Below are 25681 nucleotides of genomic sequence, written 5' to 3' on the forward strand. Positions count from 1 at the left end.
ATGACGGCGACCGAGGGACTGCTGGTGCCGCCGGGGCACGGCCGGGTGGTCGAGGCCCCGGCCCAGCACGTGACCTTCAAGGTGACGGGTTCGCATTCGCGTATGGCGTCCACCTTCGAGGTGATCGTGCCGCCGGGCTTCGACGTCGGCGCCCATGTGCACACCCGCAGCGAGGAGTTGTTCTACGTCCTCGAAGGCGAGCTGGACGTGCTCGCGTTCGAGCCGCGCGTCCGTACGCCCGACAACTGGCAGCGCTGGGAGTCGAGCCGGGGCAGCCGGGTGGTCCGCGCCACCCCGGGCACGGTCATCGTCGTACCGCCCGGCTGCCCGCACGCGTTCGCCAATCCGACGGACACCCCGGCGAAGATGTTCTTCCAGGCGAGCCCGCCGCCGGACCACGAACGCTACTTCGAGGAGCTGCTGGAGATCCTCCAGGACGGCGGCCCGCCGGACCACGAGGCGATCGAGGCGCTGCGGGCCAAGTACGACATCCAGCAGCTGACGCCGCTGCGGCATCGGTGACACGGCGACAGGCGCCAGGCCGAGGCCGACCGCTGTCGCTCGGCACGGCAGGCGGGCCGTCCCCGGGGCGCGGCCGGACACGGCGTGCCCCGGGCCCCTCCCCCGCCGCTACCGGATCGGCATCCCCGACAGCGTGCGGGCGATCACCAGGCGCTGGATCTCGCTGGTGCCCTCGAAGATGGTGTAGATCGCGGAGTCGCGGTGCATCCGCTCCACCGGGTACTCCCGGGTGTAGCCGTTGCCGCCCAGGATCTGGACCGCCTGGGCGGTCACCTTCTTCGCCGTCTCGCTGGCGAACAGTTTGGACATCGAGCCCTCGGCCGCCGTGAACGGCTTGCCGTTGATGGCCATCCAGGACGCGCGCCACACCAGCAGCCGGGCCGCGTCGATGGAGGTGCGCATGTCGGCGAGCTGGAAGGCGACGCCCTGGTTGTCGATGATCGGGCGGCCGAACTGCTCCCGGGTCTGCGCGTATTCGAGGGCGACCTCGTAGGCGGCGCGGGCAGTGCCGACCGCCATCGCGCCGACGGCCGGGCGGGACGCCTCGAACGTGGCCATCGCGGCGTTCTTCACGCGCTCGCCGCCCTTCTTGGCCTTCTCCCGGGCCCGGGCGAGGCGGGCGTCCAGCTTCTCCTTGCCGCCGAGCAGGCAGGAGCCGGGGACGCGCACGTTGTCGAGGATGACCTCGGCGGTGTGCGAGGCGCGGATGCCGTGCTTCTTGAACTTCTGGCCCTGGGACAGGCCGGGCGTGCCCGGCGGGACGATGAAGGAGGCGTGGCCCTTGGAGCCCAGCTCGGGGTCGACGACCGCCACGACCACGTGGACGTTGGCGATGCCGCCGTTGGTCGCCCAGGTCTTGGTGCCGTTGATGACCCACTCGTCCTTGGCCTCGTCGTACACCGCGCGCGTGCGCATCGAGGCGACGTCGGAGCCGGCGTCGGGCTCGGAGGAGCAGAAGGCGGCGACCTTGACGTCGTTCACGTCGCCGTACATCTGGGGGATCCAGGTGCCGATCTGCTCCTCGGTGCCGTTGGCGAGGACGCCGACGGCGGCGAGGCCGGTGCCGACGATCGACAGGGCGATGCCCGCGTCGCCCCAGAACAGCTCCTCCATGGCCATCGGGATGCCGAGCCCCGTCTGGTCGAAGTACTGCTGGGCGTAGAAGTCGAGGGAGTAGATGCCGACCTTGGCGGCCTCCTGGATGACCGGCCAGGGAGTCTCCTCACGCTCGTCCCATTCGGCGGCGGCGGGACGGATCACATCGGCGGCGAAGCCGTGCAGCCAGTCCCGCACCTCCTTCTGTTCGTCGTTGAGCTCCATGGTGAACTCGGCCATGACCCCTCCAGTGACGCACGTGCGTGTTACTAACGGTAACATCGAGTCTGTTACCCGCGGGTAAGAAAAGTCAACTCCCTGCTTCCGTCGGCAGCCCGTTCGATCATCGGAGGGCGGTGAGTGCTACTTTGCGCAGGCGTCACCGAATCAGCACAGGTGGGGAGAGCACATGGAGACCAGGCAGCGGACCGATCAGCAGCGGTCCGCCGACCGGCGACGGCGAGAGCTGCTGGAGGCCGCCGACCGGGTGGTGCTGCGTGACGGACCCCATGCCTCGATGAACGCCATCGCCGCCGAGGCGGGCATCACCAAGCCGATCCTCTACCGGCACTTCGGCGACAAGGGCGGCCTCTACGCCGCCCTCGCCCAGCGTCACACGGACGCCCTCCTCTCCTCGCTGCGGGCCGCCCTGGACGCCCCGGCGGAGCGGCGGCAGCGCGTCGAGGCCACCCTGGACACCTATCTGGCGGCCATCGAGGCACGCCCGCAGGTGTACCGCTTCCTGATGCACCCGGCGGACAGCGCCCAGGGCGAGACGGGCTTCGACGTCGGCAAGCACTCGGCGCCGCTGCTGCGTCGCATGGGCGAGGAGCTGGCCCAGGTCATCGAGGAGCGCCTCGACCTCGGACCGGGCGGCCAGCAGCTGGCCCGGGTGTGGGGGCACGGGATCGTCGGGATGATGCACGCCGCCGGCGACTGGTGGCTCGGCGAACGCCCCTGCTCCCGCGAGGAATTGGTGCGCAGCCTGGCCGACCTGCTGTGGGGCCGGCTGGCCGGGGCGGACGACCGGACGGACGGCCCGGGGTTCTGACGGCCCGGGGTTCCGACGGCCGCCCGGGCCGGCCGGTCCTGACGCTTCGGGCCGGTCGGTTGCTGACGGCTCCGGTCAGCGGAATCCTGTCGGCTCCGGTCGCAGCTTGCCAGCGGCTCCGGTCGCGGCTTGCCAGCGGCTCCGGCCGCGGGTCACCGGCGGCTCCAGTCCGCCCGGGCGGCCTGCCGTTCCACCCGCCGGCGCCGCCATCCCGTGAGGTGGTCCACGTACAGCCGTCCTTCCAGGTGGTCGCACTCGTGCTGCAGGCAGCGCGCGAAGAATCCCGTCCCGTGGACGGTGACCGGCTCCCCGTCCGCCGTGAAGCCCTCGACGACGGCGTGGTCGTACCGCTCGGTCCCGGCCTCCAGGCCCGGCAGCGACAGACAGCCCTCGGGCCCGCGCACCACCACCCCGTCGGTCTCCACCAGCCGGGGGTTGACCACATGGCCCAGGTGACGGACGTCCTCGTCGTCCGGGCAGTCGTACACGAAGACCCGCAGCGGCTCCCCGATCTGGTTGGCCGCCAGCCCCACGCCGCGGGCGGCGTACATGGTGGCGAACAAATCCTCCACGAGCCCCGCGAGTTCGGGGCCGAAGCCGGTGACCTCGCGGCACGGCTCGCGCAGTACCGTGTCTCCGAGCAGGGTCAAGGGCCGGACGCGCCCGCGGGCGCCCGGGATCGGGCCGTGTCGCATGGCGGCAAGGGTACGGGCCCTGAACGCCCCGCCCGCGCGGGCCGCGATTCGGGAGAGCGAATGGATCTCGATAGGCTGAGGTCCACACCACGTGGCCGTCAGGCTTCCCAGGCTTCAGGCGCGGCGCGTACGCAAGGAGGATCGAGAACTGATGGCAGGCAACTCGGACCCGCTCACGCCGCGGGCCAAGCTGGCCGTGACCGCGGGCAAGGCGGTCGCGGCGGCGTCCCGCGCCGCGGGTCGCGGCAGCGGTTCGGTGATCGGCGGCAAGGTGGCGCTGAGACTCGACCCCGACCTCCTCGCCCGGCTCGCCCAGCACCTGGACGTGACCCTGGTCTCGGCGACCAACGGCAAGACCACCACCACCCGGCTCATCGCCGAGGCCCTCAAGGCGGCCGGGCCGGTCGTCTCCAACGCGCTCGGCGCCAACATGCCGGCCGGCATCACCTCGGCGCTGGCCGGCGGCTCGGACGCCAAGTACGGCGTCATCGAGGTCGACGAGAAGTACCTCGCCGGCGTCGCCCGGGACACCGACCCGAAGTGCATCGCCCTGCTCAACCTCTCCCGCGACCAGCTCGACCGCGCCGCCGAGACCCGGATGCTCGCGGAGGCCTGGCGGGAGGGCCTGGCCGGCTCCAAGTCGGTCGTCGTCGCCAACTGCGACGACCCGCTGGTGGTCTGGGCCGCCTCCTCCTCGCCCAACGTGGTCTGGGTGGCCGCCGGGCAGATGTGGAAGGACGACGCCTGGTCCTGCCCGTCCTGCGGCGGTGTGATGCAGCGCCCCGGCGACGACTGGTTCTGCGGCGAGTGCGGCTTCCGCCGGCCCACCCCGAGCTGGGCGCTCTCGGGCGACCACGTCATCGACCCGCACGGCTCGGCCTGGCCGATCCACCTCCAGCTGCCGGGCCGCGCCAACAAGGCCAACGCCGCCTCCTCGGCGGCCGTCGCCGCCGTCTTCGGGGTGCCGCCGCAGGTCGCCCTGGAGCGGATGTACCAGGTGCAGGCGGTCGCCGGACGCTACGACGTGGTCCAGTTCCAGGGCCGCGACCTGCGCCTGCTGCTCGCCAAGAACCCGGCCGGCTGGCTGGAGACCTTCTCCCTGATCGACCCGCCGCCGGCCCCGGTGATCCTCTCGGTGAACGCGCGCGGCGCCGACGGCACCGACACCTCCTGGCTGTGGGACGTCGACTACACGCGGCTGACCGGCCACCCGATCTGCGTCATCGGCGACCGGAAGCTGGACCTGGCGGTCCGCCTCGAAGTGGCGAACCAGCAGTTCCAGGTGTGCGAGAACCTCGACCAGGCGGTACAGCAGTGCCCGCCGGGCCGGATCGAGGTCATCGCCAACTACACCGCGTTCCAGGACCTGCGCCGCCGCGTCGGCAACTGACCCACGACACCGGTAGGGAACTTGAGAGTGAGCGACAACCAACTGCGCATCGTCTGGATCTACCCGGACCTGCTCAGCACCTACGGCGACCAGGGCAACGTCCTCGTCGTGGAGCGCCGCGCCCGGCAGCGCGGCCTGGACGTGGCCCGGCTCGACGTGCGCAGCGACCAGCCGATCCCGACCTCCGGCGACATCTACCTGATCGGCGGCGGCGAGGACCGGCCGCAGCGGCTCGCGGCGGAGCGGCTGCGCCGGGACGGCGGTCTGCACCGGGCGGTGGGCAACGGCGCGATCGTCTTCTCGGTCTGCGCCGGCTACCAGATTCTCGGCCACGAGTTCGTCAACGACCTCGGCCAGCGCGAGCCCGGCCTCGGCCTGCTCGACGTGGTCTCGGTGCGCGGCGAGGGCGAGCGGTGCGTGGGCGACGTCCTCGGCGACATCGACCCGCGCCTCGGCCTGCCCCCGCTGACCGGTTTCGAGAACCACCAGGGCGTCACCCACCTGGGCCCCACCGCCCGCCCGCTCGCCCAGGTCCGCTTCGGCAACGGCAACGGCACGGGGGACGGCACGGAGGGCGCGTTCAACGACACGGTCTTCGGTACGTACATGCACGGTCCGGTGCTCGCCCGCAACCCGCTCATCGCGGACCTGCTGCTGAAGCTGGCCCTGGACGTGAACGCGCTGCCGCCGACCGACGACCGGTGGTACGAGGCGCTGCGCGACGAGCGCATCGCGTCGGCCCAGCAGTCCGCCTGACACACGGCGCCGGCCCGCACGCCACCGGCCCGTCTGATGGCGTGTCCGCACAGGTGAGCGGGCACGTCCAGCAGGCGGACGCCCCGTGCGGACGGGCCCGCGGATGCCGCTAGGGTGGCGGCATCCGAGCCGGACATCGCGGTCCGGACCCGTGCCCACTGGAGAAGGTAAATCGGGCTATGCGCATTGGTGTCCTCACGTCCGGCGGCGACTGCCCCGGCCTGAACGCCGTCATCCGGTCCGTCGTGCACCGTGCCGTCGCCGACCACGGCGACGAGGTCATCGGTTTCCGGGACGGCTGGAAGGGCCTCCTGGAGTGCGACTACCTCAAGCTCGACCTCGACGCCGTGGGCGGCATCCTGGCCCTCGGCGGCACCATCCTCGGCTCTTCCCGGGTCCGTCCCGAGCAGCTGCGGGACGGCGTGGAGCGGGCCCGGGGGCACGTCCGGGAGCTGGGGCTCGACGCGATCATCCCGATCGGCGGCGAGGGCACGCTGAAGGCGGCCCGGCTGCTGTCCGACAACGGGCTGCCGATAGTCGGGGTGCCCAAGACCATCGACAACGACATCGCTGTCACGGACGTCACCTTCGGCTTCGACACCGCCGTGACGGTGGCGACCGAGGCGCTGGACCGGCTGAAGACCACCGCCGAATCGCACCAGCGGGTGCTGATCGTCGAGGTCATGGGCCGGCACACCGGCTGGATCGCGCTGCACTCCGGGATGGCGGCCGGCGCGCACGCCGTCGTCGTGCCGGAACGGCCCTTCGACATAGAGGAGCTGGCCGCGAAGGTCGGCGAGCGGTTCTCGGCGGGCAAGCGGTTCGCGATCGTGGTGGCGGCGGAGGGCGCCAAGCCGAAGCCGGGCACGATGGCGTTCGACGAGGGCGGCAAGGACGTCTACGGTCACGAGCGCTTCGCGGGGATCGCCCGGCAGCTCTCCATCGAGCTGGAGCAGCGGCTCGGCAAGGAGGCGCGGCCGGTGATCCTCGGACACGTGCAGCGGGGCGGGACGCCCACCGCGTACGACCGGGTGCTGGCGACGCGGTTCGGGTGGCACGCGGTGGAGGCCGCGCACCGGGGCGAGTTCGGGAAGATGACGGCCCTGCGCGGGACGGACATCGTGACGGTGCCGTTGGCGGAGGCCGTGGAGACGCTGAAGACGGTGCCCGGTGACCGGTACGCGGAAGCGGAGTGCGTTCTCTAGGCCGGCACAGTCCCGCGCCCCTTGGGGAAGCGCTGTTCAGCCCCCGGTGACATCGGTCGCCGGGGGCGGTTCTAGTCTTGGGGCGGACAGACAGCGTCAATCAGCATGAAATGGGAGCCGGCGATGGATCACAGCGGGCACGGCATGATGACCGAGCTGCCGCCGTTCACGCTGGGGCGGGGGCTCGGGTGGTCCATGGACCCCTTCTTCCTCGTCGCCTGCCTGCTGGGGCTCGCGCTCTACGGCTGGGGGGTCGTCCGGCTGGCCCGGCGTGGCGACGCATGGCCGGTCGGACGGACCGTGGCGTACGTCGCCGGCGTACTGAGCATCGCGCTGGTGATGTGCACCAAGCTGAACGACTACGGCATGGTCATGTTCAGCGTGCACATGGTGCAGCACATGGTCATCAGCATGGTGTCGCCCATCCTGATCCTGCTCGGCGCCCCGGTCACCCTGGCCCTGCGCGCGCTGCCGCCGGCCTCCGTACGGGGCAGCAAGGGGCCGCGGGAGCTGCTGCTGATGCTGCTGCACAGCCGGTACATGCGGGTGATCACCCACCCCGTGTTCACGATCCCGCTGTTCATCGCGAGCCTGTACGCGCTGTACTTCACGCCGCTGTTCGACTTCCTGATGGGCTCCAGGGTCGGGCACATCGCGATGATGGTGCACTTCCTCGCCGTCGGCGTGGTCTTCTTCTGGCCGATCATGGGCGTGGACCCGGGCCCGCACCGGCCGGGCTATCTGATGCGGATGCTGGAGCTGTTCGCGGGCATGCCGTTCCACGCGTTCTTCGGCATCGCGCTGATGATGGCGTCCTCGCCGATGGTCTCGACGTTCGAGAACCCGCCCGCCTCGCTCGGCATCGACGCGCTCTCCGACCAGAACGCGGCCGGCGGCATCGCCTGGGCGTTCAGCGAGGTGCCCTCGGTCCTGGTGCTGATCGCGCTGCTGTTCCAGTGGTACGCCTCGGACCAGCGGCAGGCCAGGCGCAAGGACCGGGCCGCCGACCGGGACGGCGACAAGGAGCTGGCGGCGTACAACGCCTATCTGGCCTCTTTGCAGACACGCGGGAGCTGAGCGGGACCCTTCGGGGCACCATGGAGGGGATCGGCCCATGAGGAGGGTGTCGCGATGCCCGGTTCCACGGACGGTTCCACGAAGACGATGGGGGCGCTGACCATCGGCGGCCTGGTGGCGGTGACGGCGTACACGGTGGCGCTCGGCAGCAACGGCTGGCTGTGGTTCGGCTGGGTGCTGCTGGGTCTGATCACGCTGGGGATGGTCGCCTCCCGCAGCGCCTGAGGTTCAGCCGCGGGCCGGCCGGGCGGCCGAGTGGACGCCCGGCTGGTACTTCGGCAGCCGGACCGTGATCTTCATGCCCGCGCCGACGGCCGTCTCGATGACCAGGCCGTGGTCGTCGCCGTACACCTGGCGGAGCCGGTCGTCGACGTTGGACAGGCCGATGCCGCCGGACGGGCTGACCTCGCGGGCGAGGATCGCGCGGAGCAGGGCGGGGTCCATGCCGGCCCCGTCGTCCTCGATGACGACGAGGGCCTCGGCGCCCGCGTCCTGCGCGGTGATCTGGATGCGGCAGGTGCCGGACTTGCCCTCCAGGCCGTGCTTGACGGCGTTCTCCACCAGGGGCTGGAGGCAGAGGAAGGGCAGCGCGACCGGCAGGACCTCGGGGGCGATCTGCAGGGTGACGGCGAGGCGGTCCCCGAAGCGGGCGCGGACCAGGGCCAGGTAGTGGTCGATGGCGTGCAGTTCGTCGGCGAGGGTGGTGAAGTCGCCGTGCCGGCGGAACGAGTAGCGGGTGAAGTCGGCGAACTCCAGCAGCAGCTCCCGGGCGCGTTCGGGGTCGGTGCGGACGAAGGACGCGATCACCGCGAGCGAGTTGAAGATGAAGTGCGGGGAGATCTGGGCGCGCAGTGCCTTGATCTCGGCCTCGATGAGGCGGGTGCGGGAGCGGTCGAGGTCGGCGAGTTCCAGCTGTACGGAGATCCAGCGGGCGACCTCGCCGGCCGCCCGGACGAGGACGGCGGACTCGCGGGGCGCGCAGGCCACCAGCGCGCCGTGCACCCGGTCGTCGACGGTGAGCGGGGTGACGACGGCCCAGCGCACCGCGCAGTCGGGGGCGGAGCAGGTGAGCGGGAACGCCTCGCCGCGGCCGGTCTCCAGCGGGCCGGCGAGCAGTTCCATGATCTCGGTGCGGTGGTGGGCGCCGGCGCCGTCCCAGACCAGGACCTCCTCGGTGTCCGTCAGGCACAGCGCGTCGGTGCCGAGCAGGGAGCGCAGTTTGCGGGCGGACTTGCGGGCGGTCTCCTCGGTGAGGCCCGCCCGGAGCGGGGGCGCGGCGAGGGAGGCGGTGTGCAGGGTCTCGAAGGTGGCGTGCTCGACGGGGGTGCCGAGTCCGCCGAGGCTCTCGGGGCGGGCGGTGCGCCGGCCCAGCCAGAAACCGGCCGCCAGCAGCGGGAGGACGGCCACGCACAGTCCCGCCAGGAATCCGCTCATGCCGCTCTGCCTTCCTGGGGGCGCAGTTCCTCCGTGCGCAGTTCTTCGGGGAGGTGGAACCGGGCCAGGATCGCGGCGGTCCCCGTCGGCACCCGGCCGGGGGTGGCCAGCGACACCGTGATCATGGTGAGGAAGCCCAGCGGCACCGTCCAGAGCGCGGGCCAGGCCAGCAGGGCGTGCAGCGCGCCGGCGCCGGGGAAGCCGGCCATCGTGGCGGCCACGGCGAGCAGCGCGGAGCCGCCGCCGACCAGCATCCCGGCCGCGGCGCCGGGCGGGGTCAGCCGCCGCCACCAGATGCCGAGGACGAGCAGCGGGCAGAAGGAGGAGGCGGAGACGGCGAAGGCGAGGCCGACCGCGTCGGCCACCGGCAGCCCGCCCACCAGGACGCTCGCCGCGAGCGGCACGGCCATGGCGAGCAGCGTGCCGAGCCGGAAGTGCCGCACGCCGCGGGTGGGCAGGACGTCCTGGGTGAGGACGCCGGCGACGGCCATGGTCAGTCCGGAGGCGGTGGACAGGAACGCGGCGAAGGCGCCGCCCGCGACCAGGGCGCCGAGCAGGTCGCCGCCCACTCCCCCGATCATGCGGCCGGGCAGCAGCAGTACGGCGGCGTCGGCGTCGCCGGTGAGGGCGAGTTCGGGGGCGTAGAGGCGGCCGAGGGCGCCGTAGACGGGCGGCAGCAGGTAGAAGGCGCCGATCAGGCCGAGGACGGCGACGGTGGTGCGGCGGGCGGCGACGCCGTGCGGGCTGGTGTAGAAGCGGACCACGACGTGCGGCAGGCCCATGGTGCCGAGGAACGTGGCGAGGATCAGGCCGTAGGTGGCGTACAGCGGGCGTTCGGTGCGGCTCTCGGCGCGGGACGGGGTCAGGGCGTCGTCGGCGCCGTGGACGGTCGCGGCGGGGACCGGGGTGTGCGGGGCGAAGGTGAGGCGGGTGCCGGCGTCGACGCGGTGCGGGCCGGTGGGCAGGCGGAGCCGGGTGCCGTCGTGGCGGCGGCCGTCGACGGTGCCGTCGACCGTGACGGTCAGCGGGGTCTCCAGCTTCAGGGTGAGGGTGTCCTGGACGCGGACGGTGCGCTGCTCGCGGAAGGCGGCGGGTTCGTCGAAGGCGCGGCTGGGGGCGCCGTCGGCCTGCCAGGCGAGGATCAGGAAGAGGGCGGGGACGAGCAGGGCGGTGAGCTTGAGCCAGTACTGGAAGGCCTGGACGAAGGTGATGCTGCGCATGCCGCCGGCGGCGACGGTGGCGGTGACGACGACGGCGACGATGACCCCGCCGAGCCAGTCGGGCGCGTCGGTGAGCACGGTCAGGGTCAGCCCGGCGCCCTGGAGCTGGGGCAGCAGGTAGAGCCAGCCGACGCCGACGACGAAGGCGCCCGCGAGGCGCCGCACCGCCTGGGAGGCGAGCCGGGCCTCGGCGAAGTCGGGGAGGGTGTAGGCGCCGGAGCGGCGCAGCGGGGCGGCGACGAAGAGGAGCAGCACCAGATAGCCGGCGGTGTAGCCGACCGGGTACCAGAGCATGTCGGGGCCCTGGACCAGGAGCAGCCCGGCGATGCCGAGGAAGGACGCGGCGGAGAGGTACTCGCCGCTGATGGCGGCGGCGTTGAGGCGGGGGCCGACGGTGCGGGAGGCGACGTAGAAGTCGGAGGTGGTGCGGGAGATGCGCAGGCCGAAGGCGCCGACCAGGACGGTGGCGACGACGACGAGGGCGACGGCGGGGACGGCGTAGCTCGACTGCACGGTGGCTAGCGGTCCTCGACGAGCCGGACCAGGTCGCGTTCGTTGCGTTCGGCGCGGCGCACGTACCAGCGGGCGAGCAGGACCAGCGGGGCGTACAGCGCGAAGCCGAGGACGGCCCACTCCAGGCGGCGGGCGTCGGGCATCGCGGCGAACAGCAGCGGGAGCGGGCCGATGAGCAGGGCGAGGACGGCGAAGACGGTGAGGGCGGCGCGCAGTTGGGTGCGCATCAGGGAGCGGACGTAGGTGTGGCCGAGGGTGGTCTGCTCGTCGATCTCGGTGCGCGGGCGGTAGTAGGCGGAGGTCCGGCGGCGGGTGCGGCGGGGCGGGCCGGTGACGGTGACGCGGCGCTCGGCGGGGTCCTGGGGCACGGTTCAGGTCCTTCTCATCAGCAGGTCGCGCAGTTCCCGGGCGTGGCGGCGGCTGACCTGGAGTTCCTCGCCGCCGACCAGGACGCTGACCGTGCCGGCGTCCAGGCGCAGTTCGCCGATGTGGCGCAGGGCGACCAGGTGGCGGCGGTGGATGCGGACGAAGCCGCGGGAGCGCCAGCGCTCCTCCAGGGTGGACAGGGGGATGCGGACCAGGTGGCTGCCCTGGGCGGTGTGCAGCCGGGCGTAGTCGCCGCGGGCCTCGACGTGGGTGATGTCGTCGACGGCGACGAAGCGGGTGACGCCGCCCAGCTCCACGGTGATGTGGCCGGGGTCGGGTTCGTGGACGGGGATGCGCGGCAGGGCGCCCCGCAGGTCGGCGGCGCGGCGGACGGCCTCGGCGAGGCGCTCGCGGCGGACGGGTTTGAGGACGTAGTCGACGGCCTTGAGGTCGAACGCCTGTACGGCGAAGTCCTCGTGGGCGGTGACGAACACGATCAGCGGCGGCCGGGCGAAACCGGTGAGCAGCCGGGCCAGGTCCAGGCCGTCCAGGCCCGGCATCTGGATGTCGAGGAAGACCACGTCGAGGGCGTCCGGTCCGTCGGGGCCCGACTCCAGGGCGCGGTTGACGCGGCGCAGCGCCTCGGTGGCGTCGCCGGCGCCCTCGACGGTCGCGATCCGCGGGTCGGCACCGAGCAGGTACACCAGCTCTTCCAGCGAGGGGCGTTCGTCGTCGACGGCCAGGGCGCGCAGCATGGACGTGGAGTCTAGGGGCGATCCGGACGTGTGAACACGGGCCCGACGTGGACGTATGTGAGGGATACAGTGCCCGCATGAGCAGCAGGCCGGGCTCCTTCGACGAGCTGGACCGGAAGATCGTGACCGCGTTGATGGCCAACGCCCGGACGTCCTTCGCCGAGATCGGCGCCGGGATCGGACTGTCGGCGACGGCGGTCAAGCGGCGGGTGGACCGGCTGCGGGAGACCGGGGTGATCACCGGGTTCACGGCGACCGTGCGGCCGTCCGCGCTGGGCTGGCGGACGGAGGCGTACGTGGAGGTGTACTGCGAGGGGGCGGCGCCGCCGCGGCGGCTGGCGGAGGTGGTGCGCAACCATCCGGAGATCACGGCGGCGATGACGGTGACCGGCGGTGCGGACGCGCTGCTGCACGTACGGGCGCGGGACGTGGAGCACTTCGAGGAGGTGCTGGAGCGGATCCGGGTGGAGCCGTTCATCCGGAAGACGATCAGTGTGATGGTGCTGTCGCATCTGATCCCGGACAGCCCGGAGGCCGGGGCCAGCCACCCTGCCCCTGACGAGGCCCCTGCGCGCGCAGTGGACCTGCGCTGAACGGCTGAACTACGCATGATTGCTGCGCGGACACGCAGCTTTCGTCGCTTGTCGGGCGTCTCCGCCTCTTCTTACCGTGGTGACACACCCCGTCACCCCCTGTGAGCGAAGCGGAGGGATCCCGCTGTGCCCGACTCCCGTGTGCCGCGCAGGCGGCGCTTCCTGGTCTGCGAGCCCCGGCACTTCGCCGTGCGGTACGCGATCAATCCGTGGATGGACCCCGACCGGCCGGTGGACGTCATCCGCGCCCTCGACCAGTGGCAGGCCCTGGTCGACGCCTACCGCGCCCACGGCCACACCGTCGAGCGTGTCGCGCCGGTGCCCGGCCTGCCCGACATGGTGTTCGCCGCCAACGCGGCGGTCGTCGTCGGGGGCCGCGTCCTCGGCTCCCGCTTCCTCGCGCCCGAGCGCCGCGCCGAGACACTGCCGTACGAGGCGTGGTTCAAGGAGCGGGGGTACGAGGTGCGGCATCCGGGGTCGGTGTGCGAGGGCGAGGGCGATCTGGCGCCGGCCGGGCGGTGGATCCTGGCCGGCACGGGATTCCGTACGGCGCCGGAGGCGCACCGGGAGGCGCAGGAGTTCTTCGGCGTGCCGGTGATCTCGCTGACGCTGGTGGATCCGTACTTCTACCACTTGGACACGGCACTGTTCGTGCTCGATGACGGACACGACGGAAATATCGCTTACTACCCAGAGGCGTTCAGTCCGGGCAGCCGTGAGGTACTCGCCCGGCTGTATCCCGACGCGGTGCTCGCGACGTGCGAGGACGCGCTGGCGTTCGGCCTCAACTCCGTCTGTGACGGGCGCCACGTGTTCCTCTCACCGGGGGCGACGGCCCTCGCCGGCCGGCTCGCCGAGCGCGGCTATGTCCCTGTCCCCGTCGACCTGTCCGAGTTCCACAAGGCGGGCGGCGGCATCAAGTGCTGCACTCAGGAGATCCGCTGATGACCACCACCGCGCACACCCGTACGTCCGCCGAGCTGATCCGCGCGGAGGAGCCGGTCCTCGCGCACAACTACCATCCGCTGCCCGTGGTCGTCGCCCGCGCCGAGGGCGTCTGGATGGAGGACGTGGAGGGCCGCCGCTACCTGGACCTGCTGGCCGGTTACTCGGCGCTCAACTTCGGCCACCGCCACCCGGCGCTGGTCGAGGCGGCCCACCGGCAGCTGGACCGGCTGACGCTGACCTCGCGCGCCTTCCACAACGACCGCCTCGCCCTGTTCGCCGAGCGCCTCGCCGCGCTGACCGGCATGGACATGGTGCTGCCGATGAACACCGGCGCGGAGGCGGTGGAGAGCGGCATCAAGGTGGCCCGCAAGTGGGCGTACGACGTGAAAGGCGTCCCGGACGGCGAGGCGACGATCGTGGTGGCGGCGGACAACTTCCACGGCCGTACGACGACGATCGTGAGCTTCTCCACGGACGAGACGGCCCGCGCGGGCTTCGGCCCCTTCACGCCCGGGTTCCGTGTCGTGCCGTACAACGACCTGGCGGCGCTGGAGGCGGCGGTCGACGAAACGACGGCGGCGGTGCTGATCGAGCCGGTCCAGGGCGAGGCGGGGGTGCTGATCCCGGACGACGGCTACCTCGCGGGGGTGCGGGAGGTGACCCGGCGGGCGGGCTGTCTGTTCATGGCGGACGAGATCCAGTCGGGGCTGGGCCGCACCGGGCACACCCTGGCTGTCGAGCACGAGGCGGTCGTCCCCGACCTGGTGCTGCTCGGCAAGGCGCTGGGCGGCGGCATCGTGCCGGTGTCGGCGGTGGCGGGCCGGCGGGAGGTGCTCGGGGTGCTGCGTCCGGGCGAGCACGGCTCCACGTTCGGCGGCAATCCGCTGGCCGCGGCGGTCGGCACGGCGGTGGTCGAGCTGCTGGAGACGAACGAGTACCAGCGGCGGGCGGCCGAGCTGGGCGTGCTGCTGCGGGAGGGGCTGGCGGCGCTGGTCGGGCGGGGCGTCGTGGGTTTCCGGGCGCGCGGGCTGTGGGCGGGCGTCGACGTCGACCCGGCGCTGGGCACCGGCCGCGAGGTCAGCGAGCGCCTGATGCGGGAGGGCGTCCTGGTCAAGGACACCCACGGCTCCACGATCCGGCTGGCACCACCGCTGACGATCACGGCGAAGGAGCTTGAGGGGGCGCTGGCGGCGCTGGAGAAGGTGCTGACGCTCTGAAACGGGGGGCGCCCGGGTGACCGGGGGCTGGGTGTGCCGCGGCAGCCGGCCGCGGTGCCGTGCCCCCCGGCCGCGGGTGTCACGGGGCGGGGTGGGCGGCGTCGAGCCGGGTCACGTGGGTCACGCTCTCCCGGTCCTCGGCGTCCGTGCTGGGCTCGCCCGCGAACCAGGCGTCGAGGATCTCCGTCAGCAGCGGGCCGGAGGTCAGCCGCAGGCTGAGGGCGAGGACGTTGGCGTCGTTCCAGCGGCGGGCGCCGTCCGCCGTGTACGCGTCCGCGCACAGGGCCGCGCGGACGCCCGGCACCTTGTTCGCGGCGATCGACGCGCCGGTGCCGGTCCAGCAGCACACCACCGCCTGGTCGGCACGCCCGGCGGCGACCTCACGGGCCGCCCGCTCCGAGCACACCGCCCACCCGGGGTCGTCCCCGGGGCGCAGCGCGCCGTGGGTCAGCACCTCGTGGCCCCGGCCGCGCAGCTCCTCCACCAGGAGGCGGGCGACGGGTTCGTCCATGTCGGAGGAGACGGCGATCCGCATGCTCCGCAGCCTACTCGGTGACCGACGCGACACCGATCCGTACGAGTGAAATCTGCATTTTGTGGCAGGTGCAGCTGGAAAGCATATGAACGAGCATAAGTTCCGTTTGGAGCGCTATGCCCCCGGAAAGGAACGCAGCCACGTCTCCCACCGACAACGGGCCCGTGCCCGATTCCGCGGCTCTCAAGCGTCACCCGGCTCTCTTCCGTGCCGTCAGACGCAGGCAGAACCCCCGGCTGCGCCGGTCGGACATCACGGTGACGGACGAGCGCGCGGTCAAGCGGGCGGTGAAGGCCGCCGCCCTCGGCAACGCCATGGAGTGGTTCGACTTCGGCATCTACGCGTATCTGGCCGGCACCATCGGCCGGGTCTTCTTCCCGTCCGGGAGCGAGACCGCGCAGTTGCTGTCCTCGTTCGCCACGTTCGCCGTCGCCTTCCTGGTGCGGCCGATCGGCGGCATGGTGTTCGGGCCGATGGGCGACAAGATCGGCCGCAAGAAGGTCCTCGCGCTGACGATGATCCTGATGGCGATCGGCACCTGCGCGATCGGGCTGCTGCCGACGTACGCCGCGGTCGGCTTCTGGTCGCCGCTGCTGCTCATCCTGTTCCGGCTGCTCCAGGGCTTCTCCACGGGCGGCGAGTACGGCGGTGCCTCCACGTTCATCGCGGAGTACGCACCGGACAAGCGGCGCGGTTTCTTCGGCTCCTTCCTGGAGCTGGGGACGCTGGCCGGGTACACCTGCGCGGCGGGTCTGGTGACCGCGCTCACCGCCGGGCTGGGCACGGAGGCGGTGGACGCGTGGGCCTGGCGCATCCCGTTCCTGGTCGCCGGTCCGCTCGGGGTCGTCGGTCTGTATCTGCGGATGCGCCTGGACGACACCCCCGCCTTCCTGAAGCTGGAGGAGGGCAACGTGCACGTCTCGGACGCGGCGACCGCGGTGGAGACGACGGCCCGGGGCGACCTCGCGAAGATCTTCCGGCAGCACTGGCGGATGCTGGTGCTGTGCGTCGCCCTGGTCGGTGCCTACAACATCACCGACTACATGCTGCTGTCGTACATGCCGACGTACCTCTCGGACGAGCTGCACTACAGCGAGACGCACGGGCTGCTGATCCTCGTCGTCACCATGATCGTGCTGATGCTGGTCATCAACCAGGTGGGCCGGATCTCCGACCGGTACGGCCGCAAGCCCGTGCTGATGACCGGCATGCTGGGCTTCTTCGTGCTGTCCGCCCCGTCGTTCCTGCTGGTGCGGCAGGGCAGCATGCTCGCCGTGGCGGGCGGGATGCTGATGCTCGGCCTGTCGCTGGTGTGTCTGCTGGGCACGATGTCGGCGGCGCTGCCCGCGATGTTCCCCACCTCGGTGCGCTACGGCTCCCTGTCGGTCGGCTACAACCTGTCGACGTCCCTGTTCGGCGGCACCACTCCCCTGGTCATCACCGCGCTGATCGGCGCGACCGGCTCGGAGATGATGCCGGCGTACTACGCGATGGCGGCCGCGCTGGTCGGGGTGGTGGCGGTGGCCTGCATGAAGGAGACCGCGCGGCAGCCGCTGGAGGGGTCCCCGCCGTCGGTGCAGAGCGAGGAGGAGGCGGCGGCCATCGTGGAGGAGCAGGCTCCCGCGCCGAGGTTCTGAGGCGTTCACGGGGTCCGGCGGCGGTGCGGTGCCGGCGCTCCGGCGTCACGGCCGCGGAGCGCACACACCCGCGTCGGCTGCCGGGATGCCCGGGCGGAACGGGGGCAGTCTGGACGGACGGAACACGTCACTCGGCGGCCACCGGGACAGGGGTCCGCCGCGAGGAAGGGTGGGCGCGCCGTGGGCACCGCCGTACACGTCCCGCAGACCAGGGACATGCGTGGGGAGGAGCTGTCGGGGGACGAGGCGTTCACCGCGCTGCGGCACTACGGGGGCGTGCGGCTGCTGGCCGACTCCTTCGCGCGGTTCCGTTACGCGGACGGCTTCACCAACGCGCGGGCGCTCGCCTTCCAGGTGGTGCTGGGGCTGGTGCCGTTCACGGCCGCCCTGGTCGGCCTGGCCACCAGCACGCACACCGAGACCGTGGGGCGCGTCGTCGAACTCACCCTGGGCCGGATCGTGCCCGGGGCCAGCGGCGACGTCGTCGCGGACGCCTTCGCGCGGACCCGGCGGTCCGCTCACGGCGACGTGTGGAGCACGCTCGCCCTCTGGCTGGGCCTGGGTTTCGCGCTGCTGAACCTCGCGTCGGCCATGGGCCAGATCGAGCGGGGCGCCAACCGCATCTACGGCATCGAACGCGACCGCCCCCTCCCCCTCAAGTACGCCCGGGCGATCGCCCTCGCGGTGACCGCGGGGATGCCGATGGTGCTCGGGTTCGTCGTCCTGGTCGCCGGTGAGGCGGTCGGCGACGCGGTGATGCGGGCCACCGGGCGGGCGGGCGGCGTGCCGGGCTGGTGGAGCGCGCTGGAGGTGCCGACGGGGCTGGCGCTGGCGTGGATCGCCTCCGCGGTGATCTTCCGGTGGTCGCCCCGCCGGGTCCAGCCCGGCTACACCTGGCTCGCCCTGGGCTCGGCCCTGCAGATCCTCCTGTGGGTGACCGCGACCTGGCTGCTGGCGCTGTACGTCGAGGAGAGCGGTTCCTTCGGCGCCCTGTACGGGCCGCTGACCGCGTTCGTCGCCCTGCTGCTGTGGGCCAACCTCACCGCCGTGGCCCTCTTCTTCGGCATCGCGTTCGCCGCGCAGCTGGAGGCGGCCCGCGCCGGTCTCGCGTCCCCGGTCCACCCGGACCCGGGGCCGGGCGACTGACCGGTCCCGGGTCCGGGTGATGCCGCGCCGTCCCTGAAGCCGACGCGGCACGGGACGCGCGGGAGGCGGCGGGGGCCGCGGACGGTACGAGGCCGCCCGTCCGCCCGCGAACCCTCCCCGGCACCCGGGGCCGCAGGGCCCGTGGTCAGCCGAGGCCGAGGCCGGTGCCGGTGCCGGTGCCGGTGCCGAGGCCGGTACCGGGGCCGCCCGTCACCGCCTCGTCGCCGCGGACCGGTCCGGCGCGTGCGCAGGCGGCCCGGCCGGCTCCGGCAGCCCGGCGAGACCAGCCCTCGGGGGATCGTCGCCCGGCACCGGCTCGACGTTCTCCGCGAGGAAGCCGCCGGACTGGTGCTGCCACAGCCGGGCGTAGGCACCGTCCGCGGCGAGCAGCTCCTCGTGGGTGCCCTGCTCGACGACGCTGCCCCGGTCGAGGACGACGAGACGGTCCATGCCGGCCACCGTGGACAGCCGGTGGGCGACCACGAGGGCCGTACGTCCCTCCATCAGCCGCCACAGCGCGTCCTGCACCAGGATCTCGCTCTCCGAGTCCAGTGCGCTGGTCGCCTCGTCGAGCAGCAGGATCGGGGCGTCGCGCAGGATGGCCCGGGCGAGGGCGACCCGTTGGCGCTGGCCGCCCGAGAGCTTCACGCCCCGCTCCCCCACCAGGGTGGCGAAGCCGTCGGGGAGCTGGTCGGCGAACTCCGTGACGTGCGCGGCACTCGCCGCCGCGTGGATCTCCTCGTCGGTGGCACCGGGCCGGGCGAACGCGATGTTGTCCCGCAGGCTGCGGTGGAACATGGCGGGTTCCTGCGGGACGTAGGCGATCAGTGAGCGCAGGTCGGTCTGGCGCAGCGCGCTGATGTCCTGACCGCCGATCAGGATGCGTCCGCCGTCGACGTCCGACATCCGCAGCAGCAGCCGGGTGAGGGTGGTCTTGCCGCCGCCGGACCTGCCGACCAGGCCGATCCGCGCACCGCCGGGCACGTCCAGGTCGAGGCCCTCGAAGATCGGTTTCGCACCGGCGTGCGCGAAGGTCACCGCCTCGAAGCGGACGCCGCTGTCGCGCGGCGCGAGCGGTACGGGCACCGCCGCGTCCAGCACGGTGGGCGGGTCGAGGAGCAGCTCCGTGAACTGCGCGGCCTCGGTCATGGAACTCTCCAGCCGCCGGTAGATCTGGTTGAACTCGAACATGATCTGGGTGGCGTTGGAGTAGTAGGTGAAGGCGACGACGATCTCCTCGACCCCGAGGCCCGGGCCGCCGAAGGCGATGGCGACGAACAGGCCCAGCACGTTGGTCAGCACGGACATCGGGGCGACCAGGGTGTCGACGCGCAGGTTGCCGTAGTCCCACGACTTGAGCGTCAGGCGCCGGGACTCCGCGACCCGGCGGCGGTGTTCGTCGGCCTCCCGCCGCTCCGCCGCGAACGCCCGGATGGTCTCCATGTTCGCCAGGCTGTCGGCGACGTGCCCGGAGACCCGGGCGAGCGCCGCCTCCCGGTCGTTGACGAGCTTCTGCCGGCGGCGGATCAGGGGGGTCGCGCCCAGCACGGTCAGCGCGATCATCAGCAGCAGGCCGGCGACGAGCATCGGTTCGTAGCGCCACAGCACCACGGCACCGAACACCAGCGGGACGAGACTGCCCACGATCCGGTACGTCACCGTGTCGACGAAGTCCTCGAAGCGCTTGCCGAAGCTCAGCACCCGCTTGGTCAGGGACCCGGCGAAGTTGTCGTGGAAGAACGCCGCGTCCTTGGCGAGGAGTTCGTCCATCCCGGTGACGTACAGGTGTTCCATGCCGAGGGCGTCCACGCGATTCAGACAGTGCTGCCCGATCCGCCACACGGCCTCGGCGACCAGCAGTGTCACGCCGAAGGCCAGCACGTACGGCAGCGCCGTCGCGAGGGTGAGACCGCCGTCGCCGGCGGCCTGCCCCGCCAGTTTGGCGATGAGCAGGGGGGCGACGTAGCGGATGCCGATGTTGCCGACGGCCGGCAGCAGCAGGGCGGGCAGGGTCAGCCGTCGCAGTCTCAGCAGTTCCCTGCCGTAGTGGCGCAGCGCCAGGACGACCGCGCTCCTGCCCGGCGTCGGTGGGCGCGAATCTTCTGTTCCCATCACACTCCCGAAGGTCGGAACTCGGAAGTTTCCCGGGGGAAGAGGCCGCCAGTCCAGGCATTTACGGCGGACGGGCCAGAACCGGACACGCCGTGCGGGCTCGCGGGCTGTTCAGGCGGTGCGGTCGGCTGTCAACATGACGGATCCGGTCGGAGTGAGGGGCGAGCCGTGTTCTACCACCTGCTCAAGTACGTACTGCTGGGGCCGCTGCTGAGGCTGGTCTTCCGCCCCCGGATCGAGGGCCTGGACCATGTGCCGCCGTCGGGCGCGGCCATCGTCGCCGGCAATCACCTGTCGTTCTCGGACCACTTCCTGATGCCCGCCGTGCTGAAGCGCCGGATCACGTTCCTCGCCAAGGCCGAGTACTTCACCGGCCCCGGCCTCAAGGGGCGGCTGACCGCGGCCTTCTTCCGCAGTGCCGGGCAGATCCCGGTGGACCGCTCCGGCAAGGAGGCGGGCCGGGCCGCGATCCGCGAAGGGCTCGGCGTGCTCGGCCGGGACGAACTGCTCGGCATCTACCCGGAGGGCACCCGCTCGCACGACGGACGGCTCTACAAGGGCAAGGTCGGAGTCGCGGTGATGGCGCTGACGGCGGGTGTGCCGGTGGTGCCGTGCGCGATGATCGGCACGTTCGAGGCGCAGCCGCCGGGCCGGCGCCTGCCCCGCGTCCGCCCGGTGGCGATCCGCTTCGGCGCGCCCCTGGACTTCTCCCGCTACGCCGGCATGGAGCACGAGAAGACGGTCCTGCGGGCCGTCACCGACGAGATCATGTACGCGATCATGGCGCTGTCCGGGCAGGAGTACGTCGACCGGTACGCCGCCGACGTCAAGGCCGAGGAGGAGAAGAAGGCCGCGCGGGGGCGCCGGTTCCCCCGGATGCCGCTCGGTTAGCGCCCCTCTGCCCTCGGCAGACCAGCATGACGGGACGGGCCCCGCGCGCCTACGGTCCCGGTATGAGACGTGCTGTGGTGATCGGGGCGACGGGACAGATCGGGCGGCCGGCGGTGGGTGCGCTGGCCCGGGACGGCTGGGAGGTGACCGCCGTCTCGCGCGGCGGCGGACGGGACGCGCAGTGGCCCGAGGAGGTACGGGCCGTGCGGGCCGACCGGGAGGACGACGGGGCGCTGGCCGCCGTGGTCGGCGACGGCTGCGACGTCCTGGTGGACGCGGTGGCGTTCGGCCCGGAGCACGCGCGGCAGGTGGTCTCGCTCGCCGGGCGGATCGGCTCGGCGGTGGTGCTCTCCAGCGTGTCGGTGTACGAGGACGACGAGGGCCGCGGTTTCGACACCCAGGAGGAGCCCGGCGGCTTCCCCGAGTATCCGGTGCCGCTCACCGAGGAGCAGCGCACCGTCCGGCCGGGCGACGCCGGCTACAGCACCCGCAAGGCGGCGCTGGAGCGGGAACTGCTGGCCGCGGGCGACCGGTTGCCGGTGACGCTGGTGCGGGCGGGTGCGGTCCACGGGCCGTACTGCCGTACGCCGCGTGAGCTGTACTTCGTCAAGCGGAACCTCGACGGGCGGCGCCGCCGCGTCCTGGCGTACGGGGGCACGAGCCGCTTCCACCCGGCGGGGGTGCGCAATGTCGCCGAGGTGATCCGGCTGGCCGCCGCCCGGCCGGGCAGCCGGGTGCTCAACGCCGTGGATCCGGACGCGCCGACGGTGGCCGAGATCGCCCGGGCGGTCGACGCGGTGATGGGCGTGGCGGTGGAGGACGTCCTGGTGGACGGGCCTCCGCCCGCGCCCCGGGTGGGCGACACGCCCTGGTCGGTGCCGGCGCCGGTGGTGTGCGGCATGGGCGCGGCGGAGCGGGAGCTGGGCTACCGGCCGGTGACCCGGTACGCCGAGTCGCTGCCGGAGACCGTCGCCTTCATCGAGGAGCGGCTGGCCGGGGGCCGGGACTGGCGGGAGGCGTACCCGAAGATGGCCCGGAACTACGGGGGCCTCTTCGACTACGCGGCGGAGGACGCCTGGCTGGCGGGTGCGGGGCGTCGGGCATGAGAAAGGGGCGGCCGGGTGAGCACCGGCCGCCCCTGACCCTGACGGGTTACGGCTTCGGCGTGGCGTGCGGGGCGCAGGTCACGTCACGGGCGTCCACCTTGCCGGTGAGCAGGTAGGTGTCGACGCGGTCGTTGACGCAGGGGTTGGTCAGACCGGTGACGCCGTGCGAACCGGCGTCCCGCTCGGTGATCAGCCGGGAGCCCTTGAACCGCTGGTGCAGTTCGACGGCGCCCTCGTACGGGGTGGCCGCGTCCCGCTCCGCCTGGACGATCAGCACGGGCGGCAGGCCCTTGCCGGTCTTCACGTTCACCGGGGTGTTCTGCTTCGTGGGCCAGGTGGCGCAGGGCAGGTTCATCCAGGCGTTGGACCAGGTGAGGAACGGATAGTCCTGGTGCAGGCGGGTGTTGTCCCGGTCCCAGGTCTTCCAGTCGGTGGGCCACTTGGCGTCGGCGCACTCGACGGCCGTGTAGACGGCGTTGCCGTTCTCCGAGGAGGCGTTGCCCGCGGTGTCGGACATGTCCGGGGCGGCGGCGTCGACCAGGGCCTGGGTGTCGCCGGCGACGTAGGCGCTGAAGACGGAGGCGACCGTCGCCCAGGCGGAGTCGTAGTACGGGGCGCTCTGGAAGAAGCCGAGCAGTTCGGCGGGGCCGACGACGCCGCCGATCGGGCTCTCCTTGGCGGTGGCGCGCAGCTTCAGCCACTGGGCCTGGACCTCGGCTCGGGTGCCGCCGAGGTGGTACGTCGCGTCGTTCTTCGCGACCCAGTCCTGCCAGTCCTTCCAGCGGGTCTCGAAGGCGACGTCCTGGTCCAGGTTGGCCTGGTACCAGATCTTCTCCCGGGAGGGGTTCACGACGCTGTCGACGACCATGCGGCGGACGTGGTCCGGGAAGAGGGTGCCGTAGACGGCGCCGAGGTAGGTGCCGTAGGAGACACCGAGGTAGTTGAGCTTCTTCTCGCCGAGGGCCGCGCGGATGACGTCCAGGTCGCGCGCGGTGTTCGGGGTGGTCATGTGCGGCAGCATCTCGCCGCTGCGCTCGGCGCAGCCCTCGGCGTACTCGCGGGCCAGCTTGCGCTGGGCGCGCTTGTCGGCCTCGGAGTCGGGCACCGGGTCGGCCTTGGGCGCCTTGACGAACTCCTGCGGGTCGACGCAGGAGATCGGCGTCGACTTGCCGACGCCGCGCGGGTCGAAGCCCACGAAGTCGTACGCCTCGGCCGTCTTCGCCCAGATCGGGTTCTTGGCGGTCACGCGGGCCGGGAAGCGCAGGCCCGAGCCGCCGGGGCCGCCGGGGTTGTAGATGAGGGCGCCCTGGCGCTGGGCCTTGGTGCCGGTGTTGCCGATGCGGTCGACGGCGAGCTTGATCTGCTTGCCGTACGGCTTGGCGTAGTCGAGCGGGACGGTGACGTAGCCGCACTGGATCGGCGCGGGCAGGCTCCAGTCGGCGGGGCAGTCCTGCCAGTCGATCCCGGCCTTGGCGGCGCGGGCCGCGGCGACGGCGGCGCCGTACGCCTGCCGGTCCTGGGTGTTCCCGTGCCGGGCGGCCGGGCTGGCGTCGGCCGCGGGCGCGGTGACGGCGCCGGCCGTCAGCAGCCCGGAGACCAGCAGTCCGGCGGTGCCGAACGCGGCCGTGCTCCGCTTCAGTCGTCTCATCCTCAAGTGGGCCTCCCCGTACATCCTTGCGATTGGTACGGGGATCCTCGCGGCTGTGGGTTCCCTGAGGACAGGGGCGACCCGACTTCTTTGCCAATCCGATAAACGGCACCACCCGTTCGATCGGCGGAGCGCGGTCCTCAGTCCCCGTCGAGACCGGCCAGCGCCTCGTCCAGCAGCCGGCGCAGGCGCAGCGCGTCGGGGGCCAGGGCGGTGACGAGGACCGCCGGCCCGGCCAGCGGCAGCACGGCCGCCCCCTCCCCGGCCATCCGGGCCGACGGCGGCGACTGGGCGAACTCCGGCCGTACGAGGACGGCTTGCCCGACGGCGCGATGTCCCGCCAGCACCGCGGGGCCGTCCCAGCCGCCGGGGGCGCCGGGGCCGCACGCCAGTTCCTGGTCGAGGACGCACCGCCCCGCGATCCGTACCGTCAGCCGGCTGGTGAGCCGCCCCGGTTCCTCACCGGCGCGGCCGAGCACCTGTTCCTCGCGCAGCACCAGCCGGGCGCCGGCGGCGAGGTCGGCCCGGGTGGTGACGTACAGGTCGCTGCCCCGGGCGGCGATCAACTGCTCGGGCAGCCAATGCAGTTCGCCGCCGTCGGCCACGGTGAGGCGGACGTCGTAGCGGGCCTCGTCCTTGGTCTGGCCGGGCAGCGCGATGGTGGCCGCCGCCGATCCCACGCGCAGCCGGGCGCCCGCGCCGACGTCCGCTTCGACGGTGAGGCGGTCCCCGCCGAGCGGCCCGCTCATCGCGCCGACCAGCGTCACCCGCGCCTCGGTGCCGACGGACCGGGTCCGGCGCGGCGCGAGGGGTCCCTCGCCGTCGAGCACCGGCAGCGCGGTACCGCCCCGTCCGTCGCGGCGGGCGTGGACGCGTGCCGTGGCCCGGACGCCGGCGGTTCCGCGGGCGGCGGCGGATTCCCGGACTCCGGCGGTTCCCCGGGCAGCGGCGGATTCCCGGGCGATGGCGGTCTCCCGGACTCCGGCGGTCGCCCGGGCGGCGTCCGTGCCGCTCACGCCGTCCACGCCGCGAGCCGGGAGCGGACCCATGCGGCGACGTCCGCCACACCCGTCTCCGTCCTGAGCGACTGGAGGACGACGGGCAGTTCTCCGCGCTGCGCCTTGGCGTCGGCGGCCATCCGGGCCAGGTCGGAGCCGACGTACGGGGCGAGGTCGGTCTTGTTGACGACGAGCAGGTCGGCCGTGGTCACGCCGGGGCCGCCCTTGCGCGGGATGTCGTCACCGCCGGCCACGTCGATGACGAAGATCTGCGCGTCGACCAGGCCCCGGGAGAAGGTGGCGGTCAGGTTGTCCCCGCCGGACTCGACGAGGACCAGGTCCAGGGGGCCGACCTCGTCCTCCAGGTCCTCGACGGCTTCGAGGTTGGCGGAGATGTCGTCCCGGATCGCGGTGTGCGGGCAGGCCCCGGTCTCCACGGCGGCGATCCGCTCGGGCGGCAGCACGGCCTCGCGCAGCAGGAACTCGGCGTCCTCGCGGGTGTAGATGTCGTTGGTGACGACCGCGAGGGACAGTTCGTCGCGCAGCGCCCGGCAGAGCGCGGCGACGGTGGCGGTCTTGCCGGACCCGACGGGTCCGCCGAGCCCGATCCGCAGGGCACGGCGGGTCCCGTCGGGGCGGTGCGCGTCGGCGCTGACGGCGGCGGGTCCGTGGGAGTGGGGGTGGGGGTGATCGAGGTGCATGACGGCTCCTTCTCGAACTGGGGGGACCGGGGGCGCAGCCCTCAGGGCGGCGGGCTCAGGCGGCAGACTC

25 protein-coding genes are annotated in these 25681 nt (G+C 72.7%); 14 read left to right on the forward strand and 11 right to left on the reverse strand.

Annotation, left to right across the window (positions count from 1 at the left end):
• Entirely contained in the window at positions 1 to 522 is a 522-nt protein-coding gene (locus ACIQR3_RS29425; RefSeq protein WP_215168290.1) for a cupin domain-containing protein, read from the forward strand.
• 108 nt (positions 523 to 630) lie between these two features.
• Here ACIQR3_RS29425 and ACIQR3_RS29430 read toward each other — a convergent pair whose 3' ends face one another.
• Positions 631 to 1857: an acyl-CoA dehydrogenase family protein gene (locus tag ACIQR3_RS29430; RefSeq protein WP_403543675.1), complete on the reverse strand. Its 1227-nt coding sequence runs from the start codon at positions 1855 to 1857 to the stop codon at positions 631 to 633.
• Positions 1858 to 2026: 169 nt separating this feature from the next.
• On the opposite strand from ACIQR3_RS29430, the gene ACIQR3_RS29435 reads away from it, so the two are divergent.
• Positions 2027 to 2668: a TetR family transcriptional regulator gene (locus ACIQR3_RS29435; RefSeq protein WP_403543676.1), complete on the forward strand. Its 642-nt coding sequence runs from the start codon at positions 2027 to 2029 to the stop codon at positions 2666 to 2668.
• Positions 2669 to 2820: 152 nt separating this feature from the next.
• Here the strand turns inward: ACIQR3_RS29435 and def are convergent, their stop codons facing one another.
• Entirely contained in the window at positions 2821 to 3363 is a 543-nt protein-coding gene (gene def / locus ACIQR3_RS29440; RefSeq protein WP_403543677.1) for a peptide deformylase, read from the reverse strand.
• A gap of 151 nt (positions 3364 to 3514) precedes the next feature.
• Here def and ACIQR3_RS29445 point away from each other — a divergent pair, with 151 nt between their 5' ends.
• From ACIQR3_RS29445 to ACIQR3_RS29465, 5 genes are all read left to right on the forward strand, one after another.
• Complete coding sequence (locus tag ACIQR3_RS29445; protein WP_403543678.1) at positions 3515 to 4753, forward strand: MurT ligase domain-containing protein; 1239 nt, start codon at positions 3515 to 3517, stop codon at positions 4751 to 4753.
• 27 nt (positions 4754 to 4780) lie between these two features.
• On the forward strand, positions 4781 to 5509 hold the full coding sequence (locus ACIQR3_RS29450) for a type 1 glutamine amidotransferase (protein ID WP_403543679.1): 729 nt from the start codon (positions 4781 to 4783) through the stop codon (positions 5507 to 5509).
• 179 nt (positions 5510 to 5688) lie between these two features.
• Positions 5689 to 6714 carry a 6-phosphofructokinase gene (locus ACIQR3_RS29455; RefSeq protein WP_403543680.1) on the forward strand — a complete coding sequence of 342 codons (1026 nt, stop codon included), beginning with the start codon at positions 5689 to 5691 and terminating at the stop codon, positions 6712 to 6714.
• 123 nt (positions 6715 to 6837) lie between these two features.
• The gene (locus tag ACIQR3_RS29460; protein ID WP_403543681.1) at positions 6838 to 7791 is read left to right on the forward strand and encodes a cytochrome c oxidase assembly protein; all 954 of its coding nucleotides are present in this window, start codon (positions 6838 to 6840) and stop codon (positions 7789 to 7791) included.
• A gap of 54 nt (positions 7792 to 7845) precedes the next feature.
• Positions 7846 to 8016 (forward strand): hypothetical protein, encoded by a 171-nt coding sequence (locus ACIQR3_RS29465; protein WP_215168298.1) that lies wholly within the window; start codon positions 7846 to 7848, stop codon positions 8014 to 8016.
• A 3-nt stretch (positions 8017 to 8019) separates the two neighbouring features.
• Here ACIQR3_RS29465 and ACIQR3_RS29470 read toward each other — a convergent pair whose 3' ends face one another.
• Genes ACIQR3_RS29470 through ACIQR3_RS29485 form a run of 4 tightly spaced genes read right to left on the reverse strand, consistent with a single transcriptional unit; the run spans position 8020 to position 12079 of the window.
• A complete protein-coding gene (locus ACIQR3_RS29470; protein ID WP_403543682.1) occupies positions 8020 to 9225 on the reverse strand; it encodes a sensor histidine kinase in 1206 nt (401 codons plus the stop codon).
• Positions 9222 to 10958, reverse strand: a complete 1737-nt coding sequence (locus ACIQR3_RS29475) for a cation acetate symporter (protein WP_403543683.1) — start codon at positions 10956 to 10958, stop codon at positions 9222 to 9224. Before ACIQR3_RS29475 ends, ACIQR3_RS29470 begins: the two co-directional genes overlap by 4 nt.
• 5 nt (positions 10959 to 10963) lie before the next feature.
• Positions 10964 to 11326, reverse strand: a complete 363-nt coding sequence (locus tag ACIQR3_RS29480) for a hypothetical protein (protein WP_403543684.1) — start codon at positions 11324 to 11326, stop codon at positions 10964 to 10966.
• 3 nt (positions 11327 to 11329) lie between these two features.
• The gene (locus ACIQR3_RS29485) at positions 11330 to 12079 is read right to left on the reverse strand and encodes a LytTR family DNA-binding domain-containing protein (RefSeq protein WP_215168302.1); all 750 of its coding nucleotides are present in this window, start codon (positions 12077 to 12079) and stop codon (positions 11330 to 11332) included.
• 77 nt (positions 12080 to 12156) lie between these two features.
• Here ACIQR3_RS29485 and ACIQR3_RS29490 point away from each other — a divergent pair, with 77 nt between their 5' ends.
• The 3 genes from ACIQR3_RS29490 to rocD all read left to right on the forward strand — a co-directional run bounded on the left by ACIQR3_RS29490 (position 12157) and on the right by rocD (position 14837).
• Positions 12157 to 12672, forward strand: a complete 516-nt coding sequence (locus ACIQR3_RS29490) for an Lrp/AsnC family transcriptional regulator (protein WP_403543685.1) — start codon at positions 12157 to 12159, stop codon at positions 12670 to 12672.
• Between the two features lie 126 nt (positions 12673 to 12798).
• Positions 12799 to 13617, forward strand: coding sequence for a dimethylargininase (gene ddaH, locus ACIQR3_RS29495; protein WP_403543686.1), 819 nt, complete (start codon positions 12799 to 12801; stop codon positions 13615 to 13617).
• A complete protein-coding gene (gene rocD / locus ACIQR3_RS29500) occupies positions 13617 to 14837 on the forward strand; it encodes an ornithine--oxo-acid transaminase (RefSeq protein ID WP_403543687.1) in 1221 nt (406 codons plus the stop codon). The genes ddaH and rocD overlap by 1 nt, the downstream gene beginning before the upstream one ends.
• Positions 14838 to 14916: 79 nt before the next feature.
• Here the strand turns inward: rocD and ACIQR3_RS29505 are convergent, their stop codons facing one another.
• Entirely contained in the window at positions 14917 to 15372 is a 456-nt protein-coding gene (locus ACIQR3_RS29505) for an RpiB/LacA/LacB family sugar-phosphate isomerase (RefSeq protein WP_215168305.1), read from the reverse strand.
• 116 nt (positions 15373 to 15488) lie between these two features.
• Here ACIQR3_RS29505 and ACIQR3_RS29510 point away from each other — a divergent pair, with 116 nt between their 5' ends.
• Both ACIQR3_RS29510 and ACIQR3_RS29515 read left to right on the forward strand, forming a co-directional pair.
• Positions 15489 to 17009, forward strand: a complete 1521-nt coding sequence (locus ACIQR3_RS29510) for an MFS transporter (RefSeq protein ID WP_403543688.1) — start codon at positions 15489 to 15491, stop codon at positions 17007 to 17009.
• 180 nt (positions 17010 to 17189) lie between these two features.
• Positions 17190 to 18155 carry a YihY/virulence factor BrkB family protein gene (locus tag ACIQR3_RS29515; protein WP_403543689.1) on the forward strand — a complete coding sequence of 322 codons (966 nt, stop codon included), beginning with the start codon at positions 17190 to 17192 and terminating at the stop codon, positions 18153 to 18155.
• A gap of 210 nt (positions 18156 to 18365) precedes the next feature.
• Here ACIQR3_RS29515 and ACIQR3_RS29520 read toward each other — a convergent pair whose 3' ends face one another.
• Positions 18366 to 20267: an ABC transporter ATP-binding protein gene (locus ACIQR3_RS29520; protein WP_403543690.1), complete on the reverse strand. Its 1902-nt coding sequence runs from the start codon at positions 20265 to 20267 to the stop codon at positions 18366 to 18368.
• Positions 20268 to 20435: 168 nt separating this feature from the next.
• Here ACIQR3_RS29520 and ACIQR3_RS29525 point away from each other — a divergent pair, with 168 nt between their 5' ends.
• Both ACIQR3_RS29525 and ACIQR3_RS29530 read left to right on the forward strand, forming a co-directional pair.
• Positions 20436 to 21158, forward strand: coding sequence for a lysophospholipid acyltransferase family protein (locus tag ACIQR3_RS29525; RefSeq protein WP_403543691.1), 723 nt, complete (start codon positions 20436 to 20438; stop codon positions 21156 to 21158).
• Between the two features lie 62 nt (positions 21159 to 21220).
• Positions 21221 to 22264 (forward strand): NAD-dependent epimerase/dehydratase family protein, encoded by a 1044-nt coding sequence (locus tag ACIQR3_RS29530; protein WP_403543692.1) that lies wholly within the window; start codon positions 21221 to 21223, stop codon positions 22262 to 22264.
• Positions 22265 to 22310: 46 nt separating this feature from the next.
• On the opposite strand, the gene ACIQR3_RS29535 is transcribed toward ACIQR3_RS29530, so the two are convergent.
• From ACIQR3_RS29535 to ureG, 3 genes are all read right to left on the reverse strand, one after another.
• Entirely contained in the window at positions 22311 to 23912 is a 1602-nt protein-coding gene (locus ACIQR3_RS29535) for an alpha/beta hydrolase (protein WP_403543693.1), read from the reverse strand.
• Between the two features lie 140 nt (positions 23913 to 24052).
• A complete protein-coding gene (locus ACIQR3_RS29540) occupies positions 24053 to 24937 on the reverse strand; it encodes an urease accessory protein UreD (protein WP_403543694.1) in 885 nt (294 codons plus the stop codon).
• Positions 24925 to 25611: an urease accessory protein UreG gene (gene ureG / locus ACIQR3_RS29545; protein WP_403543695.1), complete on the reverse strand. Its 687-nt coding sequence runs from the start codon at positions 25609 to 25611 to the stop codon at positions 24925 to 24927. Before ureG ends, ACIQR3_RS29540 begins: the two co-directional genes overlap by 13 nt.
• Positions 25612 to 25681: the final 70 nt, after the last annotated feature.

This window comes from Streptomyces sp. NPDC090994 (assembly GCF_044768905.1).
Taxonomy (GTDB): domain Bacteria; phylum Actinomycetota; class Actinomycetes; order Streptomycetales; family Streptomycetaceae; genus Streptomyces.